This is a genomic window from Knoellia koreensis, assembly GCF_013041615.1.
Taxonomy (GTDB): domain Bacteria; phylum Actinomycetota; class Actinomycetes; order Actinomycetales; family Dermatophilaceae; genus Pedococcus; species Pedococcus koreensis.
On record NZ_JABEPQ010000004.1, the window covers coordinates 52487 to 74619 of the forward strand.

General features: G+C 71.2%; 18 protein-coding genes and 1 tRNA gene. 7 read left to right on the forward strand and 12 right to left on the reverse strand.

The genetic code is table 11. The features are described from left to right. Window positions 1-3: 3 nt before the first annotated feature. Window positions 4-1398 carry a tryptophan-rich sensory protein gene (locus HJG52_RS15990; RefSeq protein WP_171244634.1) on the forward strand — a complete coding sequence of 465 codons (1395 nt, stop codon included), beginning with the start codon at window positions 4-6 and terminating at the stop codon, window positions 1396-1398. 16 nt (window positions 1399-1414) lie between these two features. Here the strand turns inward: HJG52_RS15990 and HJG52_RS15995 are convergent, their stop codons facing one another. Together HJG52_RS15995 and HJG52_RS16000 are read right to left on the reverse strand one after the other, a co-directional pair. Beyond that, complete coding sequence (locus HJG52_RS15995) at window positions 1415-2689, reverse strand: FAD-binding protein (protein WP_171244635.1); 1275 nt, start codon at window positions 2687-2689, stop codon at window positions 1415-1417. A 31-nt stretch (window positions 2690-2720) separates the two neighbouring features. Further along, window positions 2721-4874: a DUF7507 domain-containing protein gene (locus HJG52_RS16000; RefSeq protein WP_171244636.1), complete on the reverse strand. Its 2154-nt coding sequence runs from the start codon at window positions 4872-4874 to the stop codon at window positions 2721-2723. Window positions 4875-5109: 235 nt separating this feature from the next. Between HJG52_RS16000 and HJG52_RS16005 the strand changes: the two genes are divergently transcribed. The 4 genes from HJG52_RS16005 to HJG52_RS16020 all read left to right on the forward strand — a co-directional run bounded on the left by HJG52_RS16005 (window position 5110) and on the right by HJG52_RS16020 (window position 9342). After that, on the forward strand, window positions 5110-5544 hold the full coding sequence (locus HJG52_RS16005; protein WP_171244637.1) for a hypothetical protein: 435 nt from the start codon (window positions 5110-5112) through the stop codon (window positions 5542-5544). Continuing rightward, window positions 5541-7067 carry a sigma-70 family RNA polymerase sigma factor gene (locus tag HJG52_RS16010; RefSeq protein WP_171244638.1) on the forward strand — a complete coding sequence of 509 codons (1527 nt, stop codon included), beginning with the start codon at window positions 5541-5543 and terminating at the stop codon, window positions 7065-7067. Before HJG52_RS16005 ends, HJG52_RS16010 begins: the two co-directional genes overlap by 4 nt. 157 nt (window positions 7068-7224) lie before the next feature. Further along, window positions 7225-8538: an Ig-like domain-containing protein gene (locus HJG52_RS16015; RefSeq protein ID WP_171244639.1), complete on the forward strand. Its 1314-nt coding sequence runs from the start codon at window positions 7225-7227 to the stop codon at window positions 8536-8538. A gap of 384 nt (window positions 8539-8922) precedes the next feature. Beyond that, window positions 8923-9342, forward strand: a complete 420-nt coding sequence (locus HJG52_RS16020; protein ID WP_171244640.1) for a hypothetical protein — start codon at window positions 8923-8925, stop codon at window positions 9340-9342. A gap of 95 nt (window positions 9343-9437) precedes the next feature. Here HJG52_RS16020 and HJG52_RS16025 read toward each other — a convergent pair whose 3' ends face one another. From HJG52_RS16025 to HJG52_RS16035, 3 genes are all read right to left on the reverse strand, one after another. Next, on the reverse strand, window positions 9438-10229 hold the full coding sequence (locus tag HJG52_RS16025; RefSeq protein WP_171244641.1) for a metalloregulator ArsR/SmtB family transcription factor: 792 nt from the start codon (window positions 10227-10229) through the stop codon (window positions 9438-9440). 21 nt (window positions 10230-10250) lie between these two features. Next, window positions 10251-10718, reverse strand: coding sequence for an SRPBCC family protein (locus tag HJG52_RS16030; RefSeq protein ID WP_171244642.1), 468 nt, complete (start codon window positions 10716-10718; stop codon window positions 10251-10253). 256 nt (window positions 10719-10974) lie between these two features. Continuing rightward, window positions 10975-11055 (reverse strand) — tRNA-Tyr (locus HJG52_RS16035). A gap of 111 nt (window positions 11056-11166) precedes the next feature. Between HJG52_RS16035 and HJG52_RS16040 the strand changes: the two genes are divergently transcribed. Then, window positions 11167-11667, forward strand: a complete 501-nt coding sequence (locus HJG52_RS16040) for a YajQ family cyclic di-GMP-binding protein (RefSeq protein WP_171244643.1) — start codon at window positions 11167-11169, stop codon at window positions 11665-11667. 89 nt (window positions 11668-11756) lie between these two features. On the opposite strand, the gene katG is transcribed toward HJG52_RS16040, so the two are convergent. The 3 genes from katG to pepN form a co-directional block, all read right to left on the reverse strand. Further along, window positions 11757-13979: a catalase/peroxidase HPI gene (katG, locus tag HJG52_RS16045; protein ID WP_171244879.1), complete on the reverse strand. Its 2223-nt coding sequence runs from the start codon at window positions 13977-13979 to the stop codon at window positions 11757-11759. Window positions 13980-14098: 119 nt separating this feature from the next. Next, window positions 14099-14533 carry a Fur family transcriptional regulator gene (locus HJG52_RS16050; protein WP_171244644.1) on the reverse strand — a complete coding sequence of 145 codons (435 nt, stop codon included), beginning with the start codon at window positions 14531-14533 and terminating at the stop codon, window positions 14099-14101. Window positions 14534-14669: 136 nt separating this feature from the next. Continuing rightward, window positions 14670-17144: an aminopeptidase N gene (gene pepN, locus HJG52_RS16055; protein WP_171244645.1), complete on the reverse strand. Its 2475-nt coding sequence runs from the start codon at window positions 17142-17144 to the stop codon at window positions 14670-14672. Between the two features lie 113 nt (window positions 17145-17257). Between pepN and HJG52_RS16060 the strand changes: the two genes are divergently transcribed. Continuing rightward, a complete protein-coding gene (locus HJG52_RS16060) occupies window positions 17258-18136 on the forward strand; it encodes an SGNH/GDSL hydrolase family protein (RefSeq protein ID WP_171244646.1) in 879 nt (292 codons plus the stop codon). Between the two features lie 58 nt (window positions 18137-18194). On the opposite strand, the gene htpX is transcribed toward HJG52_RS16060, so the two are convergent. From htpX to HJG52_RS20975, 4 genes are all read right to left on the reverse strand, one after another. Further along, window positions 18195-19085, reverse strand: a complete 891-nt coding sequence (htpX, locus tag HJG52_RS16065; RefSeq protein WP_171244647.1) for a zinc metalloprotease HtpX — start codon at window positions 19083-19085, stop codon at window positions 18195-18197. A 61-nt stretch (window positions 19086-19146) separates the two neighbouring features. Continuing rightward, complete coding sequence (locus HJG52_RS16070; protein ID WP_171244648.1) at window positions 19147-20658, reverse strand: tripartite tricarboxylate transporter permease; 1512 nt, start codon at window positions 20656-20658, stop codon at window positions 19147-19149. Then, entirely contained in the window at window positions 20658-21185 is a 528-nt protein-coding gene (locus HJG52_RS16075) for a tripartite tricarboxylate transporter TctB family protein (RefSeq protein ID WP_171244649.1), read from the reverse strand. Before HJG52_RS16075 ends, HJG52_RS16070 begins: the two co-directional genes overlap by 1 nt. Continuing rightward, entirely contained in the window at window positions 21182-21811 is a 630-nt protein-coding gene (locus tag HJG52_RS20975) for a tripartite tricarboxylate transporter substrate-binding protein (RefSeq protein ID WP_346767787.1), read from the reverse strand. Before HJG52_RS20975 ends, HJG52_RS16075 begins: the two co-directional genes overlap by 4 nt. Window positions 21812-22133 lie beyond the last annotated feature (322 nt).

Below are 22133 nucleotides of genomic sequence, written 5' to 3' on the forward strand. Positions count from 1 at the left end.
ACCATGACCACCGTCCTCGTCACCGGTGCCACCGGGTACATCGGGGGCCAGCTCGTCCCCGCGCTCCTCGACCGAGGCGTCACCGTCCGGGTGCTGAGCCGGAACCCCTCGTCGGTGCGCCGCCAGCCGTGGGGCTCGCAGGTGGACGTGGCCGAGGGTGACGCGTCCGACGCAGCCGCCGTGCGCCGGGCCCTCGACGGGGTCGACGTCGCCTACTACCTGCTGCACTCGATGGACGGCGGCAGCGACTTCGCCGGCCGCGACCTCGCCATGGCACGCGGGTTCGCGAAAGCCGCTGCGGCACAAGGCGTGGAGCGCATTGTCTACCTGGGCGGGCTGCACCCCGATGGCGAGCTCTCACCCCACCTGGCGTCGCGTGTCGAGGTTGGCGAGGTCTTCCTCGAGGGGCCGGTGCCGGCGGTGGTGTTCCAGGCCGGGATCGTGCTCGGTGACGGGTCGGCGTCGTTCGACATGCTGCGCCACCTCACCGAGCGGCTGCCGGTCATGGTCGCCCCGCGGTGGGTCGACAACCTGATCCAGCCGATCGCCGTCGCCGACGTCGTGCACTACCTGGCCGGCGCACTCGACCTGCCATCGGGCACGAACCGCAGCTACGACATCGCCGGATCGGACGTCCTGACCTACGGCGACATGATGCGTCGCTATGCCGAGGTGGTCGGGCTGGGCCCGCGGCGCATCGTGTCGGTGCCGGTGCTGACGCCGCGCCTCGCCGGCCTCTGGGTCGACGTGGTGACACCGGTGCCCGCCGGCGTGGCCCGGCCGCTGGTCGGCAGCTTGGTGCACGACGCCGTGGCCGACGAGGACGACGCCCTGCGTGACATCGGCGAACCGCCCGGCGGACGCACCGGATTCGATCGCGCCGTGCGGGCGGCCGTGCGCGACGTGGACCCGCACCGCTGGCGCCGCACCCTGGCCCGCACGTCGGCGGTGGTGGCGGCCGCGGCGGTGGCCGGTTCCCTGCTCGCAGACCCCGAATCCCGCTGGTACCAGAGACTTTCCAAGCCAGCCTGGCAACCGCCCAAGGCGGCGTTCCCCGTTGTCTGGACCGGCCTGTATGCCGCGACGGCCCTCACCACCGCGCGCGCCAGTGCCGAGCTCGCCGAGGCGGGCAAGGCGGACGACGCGCGCGACCTCGAGGTCGCGCTCGGGGCCAACATGGCGCTCAACGCGGCGTGGCCAGGACTGTTCTTCCGGTCGCGCCGACCGTGGCTGGCGGCGGCCGAGTGCGCGGCTCTCACCGCCAGCTCGGCCGACCTCGCGCGCCGCACCGGCGCGGCCGGGCGCGGCAAGGGTGCCATCGTTGGCGCGTATGCCGCGTGGTCCGGCTTCGCGACCGTCCTCTCCGCCGCGATCGCGCGCCGCAACCGAGCACGCTGACCGCTGCGTCGCGCGGTCAGCCGAGGACGCGGTCGAGGAAGGCGTTGCCGAACGTGCGGTCGGGGTCGAGTCGGTCACGCAGGTCGGCGAAGTCCGTCCACCGCGGGTAGAGCGGCGCGAGCGCATCGGCCTCCGCGACGAAGCACTTGCCCCAGTGCGGCCGGCCCTGGAGCGGAAGCAACACCTCCTCGATCGCCGGCAGCACGGCATACACGGCATCGAGGTCCAGCGACCACGTGAAGTGCAATGCGACCGTGTCGCGGCCCTCGGATCCGCTGAGCCACAACGCATCCGGTGCGGTCGTGCGGATCTCGCAGACCTGGAGGACACCGGCCAGCTGCTGCGCGAGCGGGCGCATCGCGGCGAACGCGTCGCGCGCGGCCGACCGCGGCAGGAGGTACTCGCTCTGGAGCTCGGCACCCCGGCTGGGTGTGAACCCGAGCCGGAAGTGCGGGAGCCGCTCGAACCCCGGTCCGGGGACGCCGAGCTGCTGGGTGACGGCGTCCGTCTCGGCGCCACTGAGCATGTGCATCGGCGTGGTCGCCGCCACCGCCCCGGGGAAGGGCGGCACGGCGTCATCCCGCGCCCCGTCGTCGGCGTCCACCCGGCCCTTGACCCAGACCTGCTCGACGCCGTCGGCCCAGTGGGTGAACATGCTGACGCTGTAACCGCTGGTGGTGATGGCGTCGAAGTGCTCGTCGAGCAGGTCCCACGTGAGCCCGGTCCAGACGTCCTGGCGCACGGTGAAAGCCGGCTCCACATCGAGCGTCAACGACACCACCGGTCCGAGCGCCCCCAGCGAGACCACTGCGCCATCGAAGCCCTCGTCGCCGCGCGCGAGGCGGACCAGCGAGCCGTCCGGCGCGACGAGCTCGAGGGCCGCGACCGCGGCACCGAGGGCGGGTATGCCGTCACCCGAGCCGTGCGTGCCGGTCGCCACCGCGCCGGCGACGCTGATGTGCGGGAGCGAGGCCAGGTTGGCGAGCGCAAAACCCTTGGCGTGCAACGGTTCCACCAGGTCGCCATACCGGATGCCACCATCCACCGTGACCTGGCCAGCAGCCGGGTCGAGCTCGATGCGCCGTGGCAGCTGCGCGGGGCTGATGAGCGTGCCGGCCGTGTCCGTGATGTCGGTGAAGGAGTGCCGCGACCCCAGCACCTTGACCCGGTCGGCCGAGGCGACCACCTGCTGGAGCTCCTCGACCGTGGTCGGGGCCACCCACTGCGGAGCGGTGTACCGGTAGCTGCCGGCCCAGTTGGTGGCGGGGCGTTCCGCGGGGGTGCTCGTCATGGCACCACCCTTTCATCGGGTGGTGGCTTCGTCACTCGCTACGTCGCGGTCGGCGCAGCGAGGCTGCCACGGCGCTCAGGATGCCTCCGAGCACGACCAGAGCCGCACCCCACGCCAGGGCGGCCGTCGACCCGGCGCCGGTGTGGGCCAGGGCCGAAGGTCCCTGGTTCGCGGCGGCGGCCGATCCCCATGCCCCGTAGGGCGATCCGTCACCCGAACCGGCGCCGGCTCCGCGGCGCGCCCCGTCAGCGGTCGACCAGTCCGTCCGCGTGTCCAGCCGGTAGGGGCCGGACAGCACGTCGGCACCGTCCGGAGCCGTGCCGCGGGACGTCGCCACGTTGCGCACCCGTCCCCGGTCGATGTCGGCCTGCGTCACCGTGTACCAGGGAGCAACGCAGGTCATGGTCTCGCCGGGCGCCAGGACTGTGCTCGGGCAGGTGGCGGAGAGCCCCAGCAGCGCGAGGGCCGGGTCCTCGACCGAGACCTCGGTCAGGGTGACGAGACCGGTGTTGCGCACGGTGAACCGGTACTCGATGCGTTCCCCCGCGTCGGCCAGCTGGTCGCCGTCCTTCTCCTGCAGGACCACCCACTTGGTGATCGAGATCCCCTTGCGCCACACCGTTTCCGTGCGGATCTTGGAGGGCTTCGAGACCACCGTGACGTCGTTCGGGGCCACGGCTGAGGCGGTGGCGCGGTTGGCGACGACCCCGGCGTCGACGTCGGCCTGCGTCACGGCATACCGGCTCGAGGTGCACGTCATCGACGCCCCCGCCGCCAGCGTCGTCGACGGGCAGGTGACCGTCACCTCCGGCCCGGCCGGCGCGGCGAGGGCGTCGTGGACCGCCACCCCGGTGAGCCGCACCGGCCCGGTGTTGCGCACCACGTACCGGTAGGTCAGCTGGTCGCCGACGCCCGGCAACCCGTCCGCGTCGTGGTCCAGCACCAGGTCGGCTGAGGTGCCAAGGGTGACCGAGGGCGCGCCGACGGTCAGGGTCGCAGCAGCCGGCGGGACGAGTCCGGCGACGTCGTGCACCCCGCTCCCCGGGGCGTTGGTGTAGCGCCCGGACGCGGCAGCGACGACGTCGACCGAGATCGTGCACGACCGCTGCCCCTCGTCGATCGTGCCCTGCACCTGCAGCTCCTCAGAGCCGGGCCTCGCACCGATGGTGGTCGTGTCCTCACAGGTGTTCCGGAGACCGGGGTTCGGTGCCACCACCAGGCCCGGCGGCAGGGTGTCCACGAAGGACCAGCCCCGCTTCTCCGCAAGCTCGCTGGTGTTGGTGACGGTGAACGTCAGCCTCGAGGTCTCGCCGGGCGCCACGACGTCGGGGGTGAACGACGTGGTCAGCCGTGGCGTGACGTCGAGCAGCCGGAGGTTGTCGAATGCCGTGTCGTTGCCCATGCCCGAACCGTTGGCGTTGCGGACGACGAGGCCGGCCGTGGCGGCGTCGAGCAGAACCGCCGGCGTCGTGTGGCTCGCGACCCGGACGTCGGCCTCGGACGCCCCCGAACCCGGCGGCGCGGGGACCACGACGGTGCCGCCGCTCCCGCAGGAGTCGAGCGCCGGACCGAGCGGCACCTCAGCGCCACCGCCGGGCGCGACGAAGACGCGCAGCCGCGCGCCCCCGAACTCACAGTTCACCGACGCCGTGTCGACCCGCGCCGCGAGGAACCGGCTCGTGGCCGGGCCACCGAGCGCCACCGGTCGCACCGTCGCCAGCTCGACCCGCCCCGCGCCGGGGTCCTCGCCGTCGGTGTAGCTCGCGAGCGCGTGGTTGGTCCGGGCGCCCTGCCCGCCGAGCGGCGCAAGCGCGCGCGCCATCTGGCGGATCCGGCTGTAGGCGAACTCGTTGGTCGCGACCTGGCGCGTGCAGTCGGCCGCCTCGCGGGCCGTCTGCGGCGCGCTCCACGAGAGCACCACCCCGTTGCAGGCGCGCAACCAGGCCGGGTCCGCGGCATACGCCGTCCCCGTGGCGCCCCGGTAGGAGTCGAGGAGCACGGGCTGGTCACCCACACCGTTCTCGAAGTCCTCGTCGAGCACCACGCGGGGGTCACTCGGGCCGGCCACGGCAGCGAGGGCAGGCTGCGGGGACGCGGCCCGCGCGCCGGGTGCGGCGGCGAGCAGCACGGCGGTGACCAGTCCCGTCGCCAGCGCGACGCTGGCGGACAGCGCGCGACAACGCATCGTTCCCTGCAATGGATTCCTCGTCACTGACACGGCGTCCACGGTCCCGTCACCGCGGCGCCACCCGGGCGCTCGGGTCGAGCCGACGGCGCCAAGGCGTCCGGTCAGTGAACCATCGCCCGCGTCGGCGGGCAATGGGACCGGGGTCGCGTTTATCTTGTCCCGACACGCGCGTCACGGTTTGGCCGTTCACCCGTCTCACCCTCAGGACGACCAACCACGAAGGACCCACGGAATGACGATGAACGCAGCCGATGGGCACGGCGACCTGCCCGGCGACCTGCTCTACCGCTTGGAAGTTGCCGAGCTGTCACGCCCGCACATCGTCGTCACCCGCGACCGCCGCACGGGGCGCGAGTCGTTCTCCGGGCCCTACCCGAGCGCGGTGGGGGCGCTGTGCGCGGCCGAGACCGAGTACCAGGTCGACCGCGACGGCGGCGGCCTCGGCGAGCTCACCTTCCACGTGGCCGCGCTCTACCCGCCCCTCGAGGGTGCGGACTGCGGTGGCGCCAGCCAGGCGTCCGCAGCCGGTCGCCACCGTGGGCGCGCCACCGTGGCGAGCCGCTTCGCGGGCTCGGTGGCGTATGCCGCGCGGCGGCTGCGTGCGCGGGTGGCGCCCGCGGTGGGAGGCACCGTCGGCCTGGTTCGTCGTTCCCGGCGGGTGTCGTGAGGCTCAGCGACGACCGCACCGATCTGCAGCTGGTCGAGGCTGCTCGCGAAGGGCACAAGGATGCCGTCGTCGAGCTGTGGCAGCGGCACTACGCCGCGACCCTGTCCGCTGCCCGCCGCGTCGCCCGCCAGCCCCGCGACGCCGAGGAGCTCGCCTCGGACGCCTTCTCCCGCATGTTGTCGGCGATGTCGACCGGTGGAGGCCCGACGGCCTCGGTCCGCGCCTACCTCGCCACCTCGGTGCGCAACCTGGCCGTGTCACGCATCCGGCACTCGTCCGCAGGTGAGGTCCTCACCGACGACGACGGCACCCTGGAGCGGCTCGCCGCCGACGGCAGCGACCCGGTCGCCCGGCACGGTGAGCTGGGCATCATGCGCGAGGCCTTCGCCGCCCTGCCCAAGCGCTGGCAGGTGGTGCTGTGGCGCACCGCGGTCGACCAGGACAGCAACATCGCCGTCGCCGAGGAGCTGGGCCTGTCCCCCAACGCCGTCGCGGCGCTGACGCGACGCGCGCGCAAGGGGCTGCGCACGGCATACCTGCAGGCGCACGTCTCCACCCGTGGCGTCGACGCCGCCTGCGCACCGCACGTGGCGCTGCTCGCCGACCTGGCTGTGGGCCAGGCGGTGCCTGCCGCGACGAGGTCCCACGTGGACGGCTGCGCCCGCTGCCAGGCTCGAGTGGCCGAGCTGACCGAGGTCGAGACGCGGCTCGCCGGTGTGCTGGCTCCAGCCATTCTCGGGCTTGCCAAGGGCACCCCGGTGGCCGCGGCAGCGACCACGGCCGGTGCGACCAGCGGCGCCGGGCAGGTGGCCGAGACCACCGCGCGCGTGGGCGCGTGGGGCTGGCGGGGCAAGGGCCTGCTCCTGGGCGCGGCCGTGGCCGCGGTGGCCGCGACGGTGTGGGCACTCGGCCAGGGGGACGAGCCCAAGGTCGCCCCTCCGGAGGTCCTGCCCGCCACGACCACGACGAGCCAGACCTCGACACCGACCACCGCTGCCACGACCGTTCCACCGACCCGCACCACGACCACCACCCCGGCCAGGGCCACGACGACGCTGCCGGCCCCTCCCACCACGCCGAGTCTCACGCCGCCGACCAGCACCGCGGCGCGCTCCACGCGTCCGGCCCCGCCGGCGCCGAGCCCGCGCACCACTGCGCCACCCAGCACCACCTCGGTCGCGATGACACCGCTGGTGGCCGAGCTGTCGGTGACCGGTGACCGGCGGGAGACCATGATCGACCTGCGGGCCGAGGTCAGGGGAACGCGCGGCCCGCTCACCGCACAGCTGACGGTGCCGAGCGGTGTGCGGTACGGCGGGTCGTCCGGTGCGTGGGGCGGGTGCCGCCAGACCGGCACGACGGTGACCTGCACCGGCGCCCACCAAGAGTCCGGGGTGTGGTCCGGCTCGATCCGGGTCGCCTGGCCGCCCGGGACGTCCGGGCGGATCGTGGCCGAGGTCAGCGGCACGTACGCCAACGGCAGCCCGGCACGCGGCTCGGTCGGCACCACCTGGAGCGAGTGAGCCGGCTCCGGGGCTGCCTGATCCACGACGCCGGCGCTGCCGACGTTGGGAAAGTTTCAAGAAACTTCCTGCGGCGCGTCATGATCCGGTCAGCCGTGCGTCTCTCCCAGTGACAACCCACCGACGGGGGTGGGTCCGACCAGGGGGTTTCTTCCTCGTGCACCACCAGTACGCCAAGCCAACCGTCCACGAGCACGCCACGCGGCGGTCGCGACTCGTCGTCGTGCTCGCGGCGCTCATGCTGGCCGCCATCGGCGGTCTCGTCGCCGCACCAGCCGCGTCGGCGGCGGTGATCCCCGGGGCGATCACCTCCATCTCCACGAAGTCGAGCAAGGTCGCGCAGTGGGACCAGGTCGACTTCTCGTGCACCTGGGCCGTCCCGGACGGCTCCAAGCCGGGTGACACGTTCACGCTCCAGCTGCCCGACGAGCTCCGGTGGTCCGGGTCGAAGACCTTCGACCTGTTGTCACCGGACGGCGCCGTCGTCGCCAAGGCCGTCGTCAACGACTCCGGCTACGTCGTCTTCACGCTCACCGACTACGTGGCGACCCATCCACTCGACGTCCACGGCACGTGCAACTTCACGACCCAGTACGCCGCGGTCACGACCGGCGGCACCGTCAACCTGAAGTTCGAGGTCAACGGGGAGGTCGTCACCGTTCCCGTGGGCACCGCGCCGCCGTGCCCCTCGGGGTGTGCGACCGACCGGTCCTGGGCGCAGAAGTGGATGTGGTGGTCCAACCCCGAGCAGACGGCCACGCGCTCGCTGCTGATGGCGCCGGCCACGACGACCGACGACGCCACCGTGGTCATCACGGACACCCCCGGACCGGGCCTCGACCTCGACTGCACCACCGTCGAGGCCACCGTCGGCAAGAACCTCGACGGCAGCGGCATGATCACCGACCCGCGCGACGACGCGGCATACCCGGCCACGATCAGCTGCACCCCCGACAAGGTGACCGTCACGTGGAAGGGCCTGCCGAAGGGCGAGTACACCGAGGTGCGGGTCAAGTCGGTCGTGACCGACCCCACGCAGGCCAGCTACGAGAACGCCGGCACCATCTCGATCGCCGGCAAGGAGAGCCCGGTCTCGGCCGGGACCAAGCGCACCAACGCCGGCGGCACCGGCGTCGGCACCACCCCGGCTCCCACGACGAGCAGCCCCAGCTCGACCACGTCACCGTCGAAGACCTCGACCAGCAGCCCGTCCAGCACGACGTCGGAGACGACCGCGGTCGTGGGCGGCTCCGGCGATGAGAGCGGCGCCGCCACGGTCGAGGGGCGGTCGACGGCGGCGGCCGGGTCCTACGAGCAGGGGGCGTATGCCGAGAGCGCGCCTGCCGAGCAGAGCGGCCCGCTCGCGTACACCGGCGCCGCGGTGTGGCCCACCGTCGCGGCCGGGGTGGCCCTGCTGCTCGTGGGCGGCCTGCTGTTGCTGAGCCGTCGCCGAGTCGCACGCCGCCACTGAGGCCAGGCTGCCCGCCTCGGGCGTGAGGCGGGCAGCCAACTCCGGTGACGCTCGGCGCCACCGGAGGAAAACAACTGAATACTCGCGGGCCGGCGCCCGGGGCGGTGACCCATCAGGGAAGGTCACGAGCGCCGCGCCGGTCCGCGCAGGACGCCTGGTGGGACGCCGGAGGATTCCCGCGGAAAAAGTGTCATGGTGCCGTCACATTTCGCGGGTTCGCGCGTCTCACCAGGTGCAGGGGGCAATGCGGCGGCCGGCTGCGCGCCGGGGGGGCGCGAGCCGGCCGCCGCGGTCCGTGTGGAGACACCACAGGACCGGGGCACCACACACGACGGACGAGACGGGACCATGGTCAAGCGCAGACGCAGGTGGCAGGTGGCGCCGGTGACCGCCACTGGCGACTCCGTGCCCGGAGGTGCGGGCCCGAGCTCGACAACGGCCGGCGACGACCGGACCCCGGCGGCTGCGCATCCCAGCGGCCCGGTGCAGCGCCTGTGGCTGCTGCTGGTGCAGCTCGACCGTGCGGTCTGGCGTTCGACGCCGTCCTTCCGTGAGGGGCGTGCAGCGGCGCGGTCCTGGGAGGACGCGGCCAAGCTGGTGCTGCAGGCGCAGATGGCGATCGGCGGGCTCACCCGCGACCTGCCCGCGCTGCCGGACGAGGAGGACCTGGCCGCGTCGCACCTGGTCGACAGCGCCCGTGACACCCTCGCCGAGGTCGACGAGCTCGAACCGCGCGGGTGGCCGCAGGCGCGCGAGCTCGTCGTCGAGGCGCTCGATGCCAGCGAGGTGGTGACGACCGCGTGACGGGGCGCGGTTGCAGGCCGTGACCGAAGGGGAGTTCGCTGCCTGCAGGGGGAAGGGCGAGGGCCTCGGCCGGACGGGTTCCGGTCGAGGCCCTCTCACTCGGCCAGGAAGTCGGTGAGGGCGTCGAGCAGCTGGCTCCAGCCGGGCTCGAGGCCTGCGACGGCTGCTGCCGCGCCGGGCTGCACGTCGGTCACCTCGATGGACAACGACAGCCGGGTCGACCCGCGACCGGTCATCGTGACGACGTGGCGGGCGCTGAACAACGGCCGGCCAGCCGGGTCGAGCGGGGCGAGGGTGAACACCAGCCGGCCCACGCGGGCAGACTCCACCCGCCCCCGCGACTCGTGCTCGGCACCGTCGCCCTCACGCAGGACGACACGAATCTGCGCACCAGCCTTGGGTTCCAGCTCGAAGGTCGTCACGTCGAAGTGCCGCGGGGCCCACCACTGCGCCGCCTTGGCTGGGTCGGTCCAGGCACTCCAGACCGCGCGCCGTTCGGCCGGCAGCTCGCGCTCGAACCGCAGGGTGCGGCCCGCGTTGCCGGCGGCGACGAGCGCCTCGTCACGGTCGACGGCGCGGCCGTAGTCGGCCAGGGCGATGTCGTCGGGCGAGGCCTCGGCCAGGGCGGCGAGGTGCGCCGCGACTCCGCCCAGGACGCCGCGGTCGAGCTGGGCGACACGGCGCCGCCCCAGCCGATGGACCGTGACCACCCCGGCGGCCTCGAGGGCCTGGAGGTGCTTGGTCGTCTGCGGCTGTAACGCGCCCAACGCCTCGGCGACCTCTCCGACGGCATACGGCCGCTCGGCCAGCAGGGTGATGATCCGGAACCGGGTCGGCTCCCCCATCGCGCTGAGCGCCTGCTGCACGTCGTCGGCCACGTCCGCCATCGAAGCAGGTTTCGCCGTGACCTACTTGCCCGCCACGAGGGCGACGAGGTTGTCGAGCTCGTTGGCCCGGCCGGCGACGAGCCGCTCGGTCCAGACCTGGTCGTGCAGCGGCTCCATGGTCATGACCACGCGCGTGCCGCCGTCGGCCGGTTCGAGGTCGACGACGGTGAGCTGCTCGTACGCCTCGTGGTCGGGGACGAAGTCGATGAGCGACCGGTAGGCGAGTCGGGACGGCTCGTCGACCTCGGTGAAGCGCTTGCGCGACTCGGTCGCGAGGGGCATGCCGTTCTGCTCCATGAAGGCGACCTGGGCCGGGGCGACGGCGGTCATCGTGTAGACGAGCTCGCAGTCCGGGCGCAGGTCGAGGGTCGACACGTCGGTGCGGAACCCCTCCGGCGCCCACCACTGGGCGATGCCGTCGGAGGTGGTCCAGAGCTCCCAGACGCGGGCTGGCGGGGCGGGGACGATGCGTTCGATGGTGGTGTTCATGAGAGCAATATATTCGTCCTTACGAATATGTCAATAGTCGTTGCGGGTATGCCGCATGGCCGGCTGGGCGGCATACGTCCCCTCTCGTGGCGTCCGTGGCGCCGGACCAGCTTCGCCTTGGGGCCCAAGGTGATTCGCCGCGGGGGGCGGAAGAGTCGGACGCGCAGTCAGGGCCGCGGCCACTCGTGAGACCGGCCACACGGCGAAGGGCCCTCGACCGGCATACCTGCTGGTCGAGGGCCCTTCGTGCACGGGGTGGCGGGTGAAGGATTCGAACCTTCGTAGCTTTCGCGACGGATTTACAGTCCGCTCCCATTGGCCGCTCGGGCAACCCGCCTGGTGCGCGTGGAAGGATAGCAAGGACACCAACGAATGCCGAAACCGGCGTCCTCGCCCAGCCCCGCAGCACCACCCGGGCCGACGCGCGGACGCCCCAGGAAGGACCCCCATGGCCGACAGCTCGTTCGACATCGTCAGCAAGATCGACCGGCAGGAGGTCGCCAACGCGATCAACAGCGCCGGGCGCGAGGTCTCCCAGCGCTACGACTTCAAGAACGTCGGCGCCTCGATCGAGGCCAGCGGTGAGGACGCCGTCGTCATCAAGGCCAACACCGAGGAGCGTGCCAACGCCGTGCTCGACGTGTTCCAGACCTGGCTGGTCAAGCGCAAGGTGAGCCTCAAGCACCTCGACGTGCCCGAGCGCGGCCCGCAGCTGTCCGGCAAGGAGTACCGCCTCGAGGTCAGGCTCAAGGAGGGCATCAGCCAGGAGAACGCCAAGAAGATCAACAAGATCATCCGCGACGAGGGCCCCAAGTCGGTCAAGTCGCAGATCCAGGGCGATGAGCTGCGCGTCACGAGCAAGTCGCGCGACGACCTCCAGGCCGTGCAGGCGCTGCTCAAGGGCAAGAGCGACCTCGACGTGGCGCTCACCTTCACCAACTACCGCTGACGCTCCCCCAGACGCAGGTATGCCGCGTGGTCGAGAGGCGACCACGCGGCATACCTTTGCGTTTTGCTGGGCGTGAAAACCCTTGCGGGTCAGGCCTTCTGGGCCTTCTTCACGTCGAAGCGGTCGTTGTCCATGACCTTGGTCCAGGCAGCGGCGAAGTCCTTGACGAACTTCTCCTTGGCGTCATCGCTGGCGTAGACCTCGGCGACCGCGCGCAGCTCGGAGTTCGAGCCGAAGACGAGGTCGGCCCGGCTGCCGGTCCACTTGACGTTGCCGCTGGCGTCACGCGCCTCGAACGTCTCCGCGTCCGAGCCGCTGCCGTCGGTGGGCGCCCACTGGGTGTCCATGTCGAGCAGGTTGACGAAGAAGTCGTTCGTCAGCTGGCCGGGGCGGTCGGTGAGCACCCCGAGCTGCGACTGCTGGTAGTTGGCGCCCAGCACCCGCAGGCCACCGACGAGGACGGTCAGCTCCGGTGCGGTGAGGTTCAGCAGGTTGGCCTTGTCGACGAGCTGGAACTCGGTCGGCAGGGACAGCGGTCCGGCGTCCTTGCCGCGGTAGTTGCGGAACCCGTCGGCTGCCGGCTCGAGCGGTGCGAACGAGTCGATGTCGGTCTGCTCCTGGGTCGCGTCGCCGCGGCCCGGTGTGAAGCCGACCTGCACGTCGACGCCGGCAGCCTTGGCCGCCGCCTCGACCGCGGCGGTGCCGCCGAGGACGATGAGGTCGGCCAGGGAGACCTGCTTGCCGCCGGACTGGGCGTCGTTGAACTCGCCCTGGATGCGCTCCAGCGTGCCGAGAACCTGCTCGAGCTGCTGCGGCTCGTTGACCGCCCAGCCACGCTGCGGCTCGAGGCGGATGCGGGCACCGTTGGCGCCGCCGCGCTTGTCGCTGCCGCGGAAGGTCGAGGCGGACGCCCACGCGGTCGAGACCAGCTGGGCCGGCGTGAGGCCGGAGTCGAGGATCTTCGCCTTGAGGTCCGCGATGTCGGCGTCGTCGACCAGGGGGTGGTCCGGCACCGGCACGGGGTCCTGCCAGATGAGCTCCTCCTGCGGGACCAGGGGGCCGAGGTAGCGCTGGATCGGGCCCATGTCACGGTGGGTCAGCTTGAACCACGCGCGGGCGAAGGCGTCGGCGAACTGGTCCGGGTTCTCGTGGAACCGCTTGGAGATCTCGCCGTAGACCGGGTCGAAGCGCAGCGACAGGTCGGTCGTGAGCATCGTCGGGAGGCGCTTGGGGCCGCCCTCGTCGGGCGCGGGGATGATCGCCTCGGCGTCCTTGGCGACCCACTGGCTGGCGCCGGCCGGGCTCTTGGTCAGCTCCCACTCGTGGCCGAAGAGCATGTCGAAGAAGCCGTTGCCCCACTGGGTGGGCGTCGGGGTCCAGGTGACCTCGAGGCCGCTGGTGATGGCGTCCTTGCCCTTGCCGGTGCCGTAGCTGTTCTTCCAGCCCAGGCCCATCTCCTCCAGCGGAGCGCCCTCGGGCTCGGGGCCGACGTTCTTCTCGGGGTCGGCGGCACCGTGGGTCTTGCCGAAGGTGTGGCCACCGGCGATGAGGGCGACGGTCTCCTCGTCGTTCATCGCCATGCGGGCGAAGGTCTCGCGGATGTCGATCGCGGCCTTGAGCGGGTCGGGCTCGCCGTTGGGGCCTTCGGGGTTGACGTAGATGAGGCCCATCTGGACCGCGGCGAGCGGGTTGTCGAGCTGGCGGTCGCCCTGGTAGCGCTCGTCGCCGAGCCACACGCGCTCGGGACCCCAGTAGGTGTCGTCGTCGGACTCCCACACGTCGGCGCGGCCACCGGCGAAGCCGAAGGTCTTGAAGCCCATCGTCTCCAGCGCGCGGTTGCCCGTGAAGACCATGAGGTCGGCCCACGAGATCGCCTTGCCGTACTTCTTCTTGACCGGCCACAGCAGGCGGCGGGCCTTGTCGAGGTTGCCGTTGTCGGGCCAGCTGTTCAGCGGGGCGAACCGCTGCATGCCCGCGCCCGCGCCACCGCGGCCGTCGGCGATGCGGTAGGTGCCGGCACTGTGCCACGCCATGCGGATCATGAGTCCGCCGTAGTGGCCGAAGTCGGCCGGCCACCAGTCCTTGGAGGTGGTGAGGACCGCGTCGACGTCCTTGGCCAGCTCGTCGAGGTCGAGGCCCTCGAAGGCCTGGGCGTAGTCGAAGTCGGCGTCCATCGGGTCGGACGCGTCACCGTGCTTGCGCAGGATCCCCAGGTTGAGGCGGTTGGGCCACCAGTCCTGGTTGCTGTCGCCCTGGGTCGGGTGCGGCAGGGTGTGGGCGACGGGGCAACCGGCCGCAGCCGGCTCGTTCATCTCGCCCACTTCGGCGTCTGGCTGCTGCTCCTCAGGGGTGTACTCGGTCACGGTCGTCCTCTCCGAATCATTTGATGGAAACCCTTGTGGTCAAAGGCGTTTGGTGATGGCCAAGCTGGTCAGGGAGCAGCGCTCGCGGCGCTGCAGTCGGGGCACAGGCCGTGGTAGACGACCTCGGCCTCGTCGATGGTGAACCCGTGGGAGTCGGACGCGTGCAGGCACGGGGCGTCACCGACCGCGCAGTCCACGTCGACGATCACGCCGCATCCGCGGCATACGAGGTGGTGGTGGTTGTCACCGACCCGCGCCTCATAGCGCGCCACCGACCCGGCCGGCTGGATGCGGCGCAGGAGCCCGGCCGCGGTGAGCGCGCGCAGCACGTCGTAGACGGCCTGGGTCGAGACCTGCCCGAGCTCCTCGCGCACGACGCGCACGATGGTGTCGGTGTCCGCGTGCGGGTGGGCGTGGGCGGCAGAGAGGACGGCCAGCCGCGGACGGGTGACCCGCAGCGACGCGTCGCGCAGGAGGCGCGCGGCGTCGACGTCCATCGGCATGCCGCCAGTCAAGGGCATTTTCTGGAATGAGTCAAGAAAACTGCCCCAGCTTTTCCGCGTCATGCGGGAAAGCTGGCTTCGCACGCATTGCTAGCCCGAGCGAACCTCACACTTCCCGAGTGAACCGGACCGGCGCTCAGCCGAAGGTCGCCCGCGACCGCAGCGCCTCCCCCAGCTGCGAGTCGGCGTCGACCATCGAACGCCGCACCGCCGGCGACAGGTCGTCGCGGCGCAGGGTGGCGGCGCTGAGCTCGGCGACAGCGGGCTCGACGACCACGGCCGGGTAGGCGAGTAGCGCCACCCGCGCCAGCGCGTCCTCCCCCACCCACTCACGCATCGCGGGCACGTCGGTGAAGTACCGCTGCGCGTAGGCCGGAAGGAGCTCGCGACCCGAGCCCTGCCAGAACCCCTGGGCCAGGGCGTTGAGTTCGTAGTTGGAGCGTTCGCGGCTGGTCGTCAGCTCACCCCAGGCCCACTCCTTGGCGTCCGCCGTCGGCATCGACGCCCGCGCCTGCAGCGCCGCGAGCCGACCCGGGAGGGTGTCGTCGGCCGCCCTCGCAGCCTCGAGGAAGCCTTCGTCGACCAGCCCGCGCCCGGCCAGGTTGCGCACCGCGATCCAGCCGAAGTCACTGTCCCCCGCCAGTCCCTGCGGGCGGTCGTCGCCCGCGGCCCATGCGCGCAGCATGGCTTCGTCGTCGCTGGTGCGCGCCAGGTTCCGCGCGGCGATCAGGGCGCGGGTCGAGCCCGGCTCGGAGCGTTCGAGCAACGCGGCTGCGGTGGTGGCGACGACCCGGGTGGCGTCGTCCTGCTCGTCCGGCGGCAGGAAGCTGGGGACGACCCGGCCCAGCAGGTTGAGGGCGACCCGGTTGAGGATCGAGTCGTTCTCCTCTGTGCCCCAAGAGGTTTCGAAGGTCCGGACCATGAGCCTCGGGTCGACCTGCCCCAGGGCGAGGCCGTCCACGAGGGCAACCCAGACCACCGCCCGGGCCTGTGCGTCGGGGATGCCGGCCATCCGCTCGGGAAGCGCCGTCAGGGTCGGGTCGTCCAGCGTCACCGTCGCCCACGTGAGGTCGCTGGCATTGGGGACGACCAGCACGCCGTCGTCGAGGCCCGCGAGCGCGGGCACCGTGGTGGCGTCGGCGGCCACCGCCACCGGCTCCCGGAACGTCTCGGTGCCGTCCGCGGCATACCCGGCCACGTCGAACGTGTGCGGTCGGTCGGCCGGAAAGCGTTGCGGCACTTGCCGACTCACGACGCCAGAGTCCCGGTCGACCGAGAGCACGTCGGCGCCGGCCGTGAGCAGCCAGGCCTGAACCCACTCCTGCAGGTCCGTGCCTGCAGATTTCTCCATGGCCGCGATGAAGTCGGCGAGTGTGCCGTTGCCGAAGGAGAACTCCTGCAGGTATGCCGTGACGCCGGCGATGAAGGCATCGTCACCGATGTGCTCGATCAGCTGGCGCAGAGCCGCCGCACCCTTGGCGTAGGAGATGCCGTCGAAGTTCTGCAGCGCCGTCTGGGCGTCGACCGACGGGTCACCCGCCACCGGGTGCGTCGAGGGCGACCGCTCCGCGGCATACCCCCAGATCTTGCGCGCCATCGTCGAGTCGGTCCACGCCTCGGTGAACTCCGTTGCGGCGACACAGGTTCGGTGCGCCATGTACTCCGCGAACGACTCGTTCAGCCACAGGTCGTTCCACCACTGCATCGTCACCAGGTCGCCGAACCACATGTGCGCCATCTCGTGCGTGATGGTGTTCGACCGCGACAGGACCTCGTCGCGCGTCGCCGCGCCACGGAAGACGTAGGTGTCACGGAAGGTGACGCAGCCCGGGTTCTCCATGGCGCCGGCGTTGAACTCGGGCACGAAGACCTGGTGGTACTCCCCGAACGGGTACCGGATGCCGAAGAGCCGGTGGTAGTAGTCGAACGACTGCCGCGTCACCTCGAGCATCTGCGGCGCCTCCCGCTCGAGCGCCTCCGCCAGTGACTTCCGCGCGTGGATGCCGAGGGGTATGCCGTCGTGCTCGGACCGCACGGACGCCCATGGCCCGGCGCAGACGGTGACGAAGTAGGTGGCGAGCGGCTTGGTCTCGGCGAGCTCCCAGCGCCGCGGCGACACCTCGCGCGCCGCACCGTTGCCGATTACCGACCAGCCCTCCGGGACGGTGACGGTCACGGCATACGGGGCCTTGAGATCGGGCTGGTCGAAGCAGGCGAACACCTTCGGCCCGGCGTCGAGGAACAGGTGCCCGTAGACGTAAGCCTCGCCGTCGGCCGGGTCGACCGCCCGGTGCAGACCCTGCCCGTCCCGGCTGTAGGCCATGAGCGCCTCGCACTCGAGGACGTTGTCGGCCTGCAGGCCCTCGAGGACGACGCGGCCGTCCTCGAGGGTGGTGACGTCGACCGGGACGCCGTTGAGGGTGAGGGAGATCAGCTCGGCGGGCTTGACGTCGACAAAGGTGGTTGCGCCGGGTTCGTTGCAGGAGAACGTGATCCGCGTCTTCGAGTGGAAGGTGTCGGGCCCCTGGTCGAGGTCGAGGTCGACCTCCATGCGGGTGACGGTGACGAGGTCGGAGCGGCGGCGGGCTTCGTCCCGCGTCAGCGATGGCATGTCAGCGATCCAACCACCTGCCCGCGGGACACTCCCCTTGCGGTCCGGGCATGCACCGGGCAGCATTCTTACCGCAGGTAAGTTCACGCCGGGGACGACACAGGAGTTGAACCATGCGCCGAGCCCTCGCCCGCGGACTCGCGGCCGCCGCGACCCTCGCCCTTGCCACCGCACTTCCGGCGCTCGCCTCCCCCGCGGCCTCCGCCGCCGAGACCTCACCGCTGCGGTACGTCGCCCTCGGTGACAGCTACTCCGCCGGCTCGGGTATCTGGCCGCCCGACCCGCAGGCAGCACCCCAGTGCCTGCGCACCACGAGCAACTACCCACACGTGATCGCCGCGTCGACCGGCGCGACCCTGACCGACGTCACCTGCGGTGCGGCGCAGACCAAGGACTTCTACATGCCGCAATGGCCCGGAGTCCGGCCACAGCTCGACGCCGTCACCAGCGGCGCCGACCTCGTCACGCTGACGATCGGCGGCAACGACAACAACACCTTCATCGGAGCGATCGTGGCGTGCGGCAGCGCCGGCACCGCCACCCTCGGCTACGGCCAGCCGTGCAAGGACCTCTACGGCAGCCGGTTCGAGGACGACGTGCGCACCAAGACCTACCCGGCGGTGCGCCAGGCCCTCGCCGACATCCGCGCCAAGGCGCCGAACGCCCGGGTCGCGATCCTCGGCTACCCATGGATCCTGCCCGCAGCCTTCGACCGCACCTGCTACGCCAAGATGCCGATCGCCCGCGGCGACGTCCCCTACCTGCGCTCGCTGCAGACCACGCTCAACGACGTCATCGCCCGCGCCGCCGCCGAGACGGGTGCGACCTTCGTCGACCTGTCGGCCGCCTCCGAGGGCCACGACGCGTGCGCACCGGCGACCTCACGCTGGGTCGAGCCGGTCCTGTTCGGCACCAACACGGTCCCCGTGCACCCGAACGCCTTGGGCGAGGCCGCCATGGCGACCCGCACGATGGCCGTCCTCGGCCTCTGACGAAGACAAAGGTATGCCGCGTGGGCGCGTGCCCACGCGGCATACCTTGTGTGGTCGGTCAGCGCTGGCGGTAGCCCGTGGCCATCTGCTCGAGCCGGGCGATCCGGTCGGCCATCGGCGGGTGGGTCGCGAACATTCGCGAGACGTCCTGCTTGCGGAAGGGGTTGGCGATCATCATGTGGCTGGCGTTCTGCAGCTGTGGCGTCGGGGCCAGCGGCGCCCGGGCCACACCCGACTCGAGCTTGCGCAGCGCGCTGGCGAGGGCCAGCGGGTCACCGGAGAGCTTCGACCCGTCCTCGTCGGCGTCATACTCGCGGGTGCGGCTGATGGCCATCTGGATGAACATCGCCGCGACCGGGGCGAGCAGGGCCATGGCAAGCAGGGCGAACGGGTTGGGACGGTCCTCGTCGCTGCTGCCACCGCCACCGAACATGCTCGCGAACATGAGGAACTGAGCGATCGAGGTGATGACACCGGCGACGGCGGCCGCGACCGACCCGGTGAGGATGTCGCGGTTGTAGACGTGCATCAGCTCGTGGCTGAGGACGCCGCGCAGCTCGCGCTCGTCGAGCAGTCCGAGGATGCCCTCAGTGACCGCGACGGCGGCGTGCTCGGGGTTGCGGCCCGTGGCGAAGGCGTTGGGCGCCTGGGTCGGGCTCACGTAGAGCTTGGGCATCGGCTTGCCGGCCGCGGTCGAGAGCTCGCGCACGATCCGGTAGAGCGCCGGTGCTTGGGCCTCGCTCACGGGGTAGGCGCGCATGGCGCGGATCGCGAGCTTGTCGGAGTTCCAGTAGCCGTAGAAGCTGGTGCCGACACCGATCAGGGCGAAGATCCAGATGAACGCGGAGTTGCCGGTGCCGCCCGCGATGAGGCCACCGATGGCCAGAAGCAGGGCGAAGATTCCGCCCAGCAGGGCGGCCGTCTTCAGCCCGTTGAAATGGTTGTGCATGCCCGGTCCAACGCCGCCCGGGGCCGCGGCGTTCCCGCGGCCCCGGGCGGCCCGGTCCACGTCAGGACGTCGGGAGGTGCTCCTTGTCCCGCTGCGGCTGGGTGCGCCGCCGCAGCCTCGACAGCAGGCCGGGGCCGGCGGCGAGCACGACGGCGAGCAGCAGCACCACGACCGCGATGAGGTGGGTGAAGACGACCAGCAGGTTGCCGTCGCCGAGGGCCGAGGTCTGGGTGAGGGCCTTCTCGAACAGCGGCCCGATCACCAGGCCCAGCACCAGCGGCGCCATGGGGATGTCGTAGAGCTTCATGAGGTAGCCCGCGATGCCCGAGAAGAACACCACCCAGACGCTGAACATGTTGTTGTCGATCGAGTACGCCCCGACGAAGCTCGTGAAGAGGATCAGCGGGTAGAGGTAGACGTACGGGATCCGCAGCATCTGCGCGAACAGCGGGGCCATCGGCAGGTTGAGCACGAGCAGCATGACATTGCCGATGAAGAACGACACGAGCAGTCCCCACACCAGGGCGGGCTGCTTCTCGAACAGCAGCGGCCCGGGCTGCAGGCCGTAGATGGTGAACGCACCGAGCAGCACCGCGGTCGTGCCACCGCCGGGGATGCCGAGGGTCAGCGTCGGCACGAAGTTGGCATTGGCGGCGGCGTTGTTGGCGCTCTCCGGCGCTGCCACGCCCTCGATCGCGCCCTTGCCGAACTCGTCCTTGTGGGGCGAGACCCGCTTCTCCACGCCGTAAGCGATGAACGACGCGAGCGTGGAGCCGGCGCCGGGAAGGCAGCCCAGGAGGAAGCCGATGATGCTGCCACGACCGATGGGGCCGGCGCTGCGGCGCAGCTCCTGCCGGTTGATGACGAGGTCGCGGAACCGCGCCCGGATCGGCTTGGCCGCGCCGATCCGCAGCTGGTACATCACCTCGCCGACCGCGAAGAGGCCGATCATGACCTCGACGAACGGTATGCCGCTGAAGAGGTTGACGTTGCCACCGGTGAACCGTGCCGTCCCGGTCGCGGCATCGAGCCCGACCGTGGCGATCAGCAGGCCCAGCACCGCCATCGCGAAGCCGCGGATCTTGCTGTCACCGGAGAAGCTCACGATGGTCGCCAGACCGAGGATCATGATGGCGAGGTTCTCGATCGGCCCGAACTTCAACGCGAACTGCGCGAACGGTGGCGCGACCACCATGAGGACGATGAGCGAGAAGATCGCCGCGACGAAGGAGCCGATGGCCGCGATCGCCAGGGCCGCACCGGCCCTGCCCTTTCGCGCCATCTGGTAGCCGTCGAGGGTCGTCACGACGCTCGACGCCTCCCCCGGTGTCGAGATGAGCACCGAGGTGATGGTGCCGCCGTACTGCGCGCCGTAGTAGATGCCGGCGAGCATGATGAGCGCCGTCACCGGCTCGAAGTTGAGCGTCAGGGGCAGGAGCACGGCCACACCGGTGGTGGACCCGAGCCCCGGAAGCAGCCCGATGATGGTGCCGGCGAGCACACCGACGAAGCACCACAACAGGTTCTGCGGCGTCAGCGCCGTCGAGAACCCCAGGATCAGGTTGTCGATCATCAGCCCTCCGTTCCCAGGCCGAGTAGGCCGCCGGGCAGCGGCACCCCGAGGAAGAGGCCGAACAGCAGGTAGACCACCGCGACCGCGACCACCGTGATCGCGAGCGACCGCAGCACGGGCTGTCGCTCCACAACCGCGCTGACGACCAGCACCAGCAGTCCGAACGCCACCAGGAACCCGACGAGCTGCACGAGCAGGATCGCCACGAAGGTCAGCCCGAAGACGACCCACAGGTTGACGACGCGTTGCCGCTCGGACCGCCCGGTGATGTCGATGTCCGGCACCTGCTCGATGGAGGGCTCGGGCTCGTGGTGCACCGCGCGGCGCACGATGCCGAAAGCGACTGCGCCACAAAGGATCGCGGTGAGGATGCCGGTGACCACGGGCAGGAACCCGGGCCCGATCCGCCCGCCCTCACCGAACATGCCGTACCCGGCCCCCACGACCGCGGCGATGACACCGAGGACGGCCACGACGGCATACACCGTCGCCTCGCCGCTGCGCCGCAGGGTGTCGAGGTGGGTCACTTGCCCAGCGCCTTCTTCAGGTCCTCGCTGTTGGACTTGAGGTATGCCGTGAAGTCGTCACCGAAGAGCGCGTTGGGCTGCAGGTAGTTGTCCTCGATGTATTTCTTCGCCTCGGGCGAGTTCACGAACTTCTTCGACGCGTCGACCCAGTACGCCTTCTCCGCGTCGCTGATGCCGCCGGTCGCGATCAGCCCGCGGAACTGCGCGTACGACACGTCGACGCCCTGCTCCTTGGCGGTCGGGATGTCCTTCAGCTCGGGGTACTCGTAGCGCTTGTCGGCGAACGCGCACAGGGCACGCAGCTTGCCCGCCTTGAGCTGCTCGACGACCTCGCCGGGGTTGAGGGAGGCGATCTGGATCTGCTTGCCCAGCAACGCCGCCAGCACCTCGTCACCCGACTCGAACGGCACCTGGTCGAACTTCACGCCGGTCGCCTGCTCGGTGAGGCTGAAGACGACCTTGTCGAGGCTGGTGGCACCCGAGACGGCCGCGACGACCTTGCCCGTCTTGGCGGCGTTGACGGCGTCGGCGCACGTCTTCCACGGCGAACCGGCCTCGACGACGGCGAGCGTGTAGTCGTCGCCGACCTTCATGATCGGCGTGAACGACGTGTAGTCGAAGGACACCTTGGTGCTGATCGGCAGGGCGAGCAGTGCCGTCTCCGCGGGCAGCAGGTAGTTCGGGTTGCCCTTCTTGGAGAGGAAGAGTACCCGACGGCGCCCGAGCCGCCTTCACGGTTCTCGGTGTTGATCTTGAGGCCCGGCTCGGCCTTCTCCAGGCCGGCCGCGATGGACCGGCCGGAGACGTCGCTGCCACCGCCGGCACCGAACGGCACAACCATGGTCACGTTGCCCTTGGGCTTGAACGAGCCACCGCCGCCGGAGCCGGAGTTGCCGCTGCCCGAGCCGCAGGCGGTCAGCGCGAGCAGACCCGCGACCGAGACCGCGG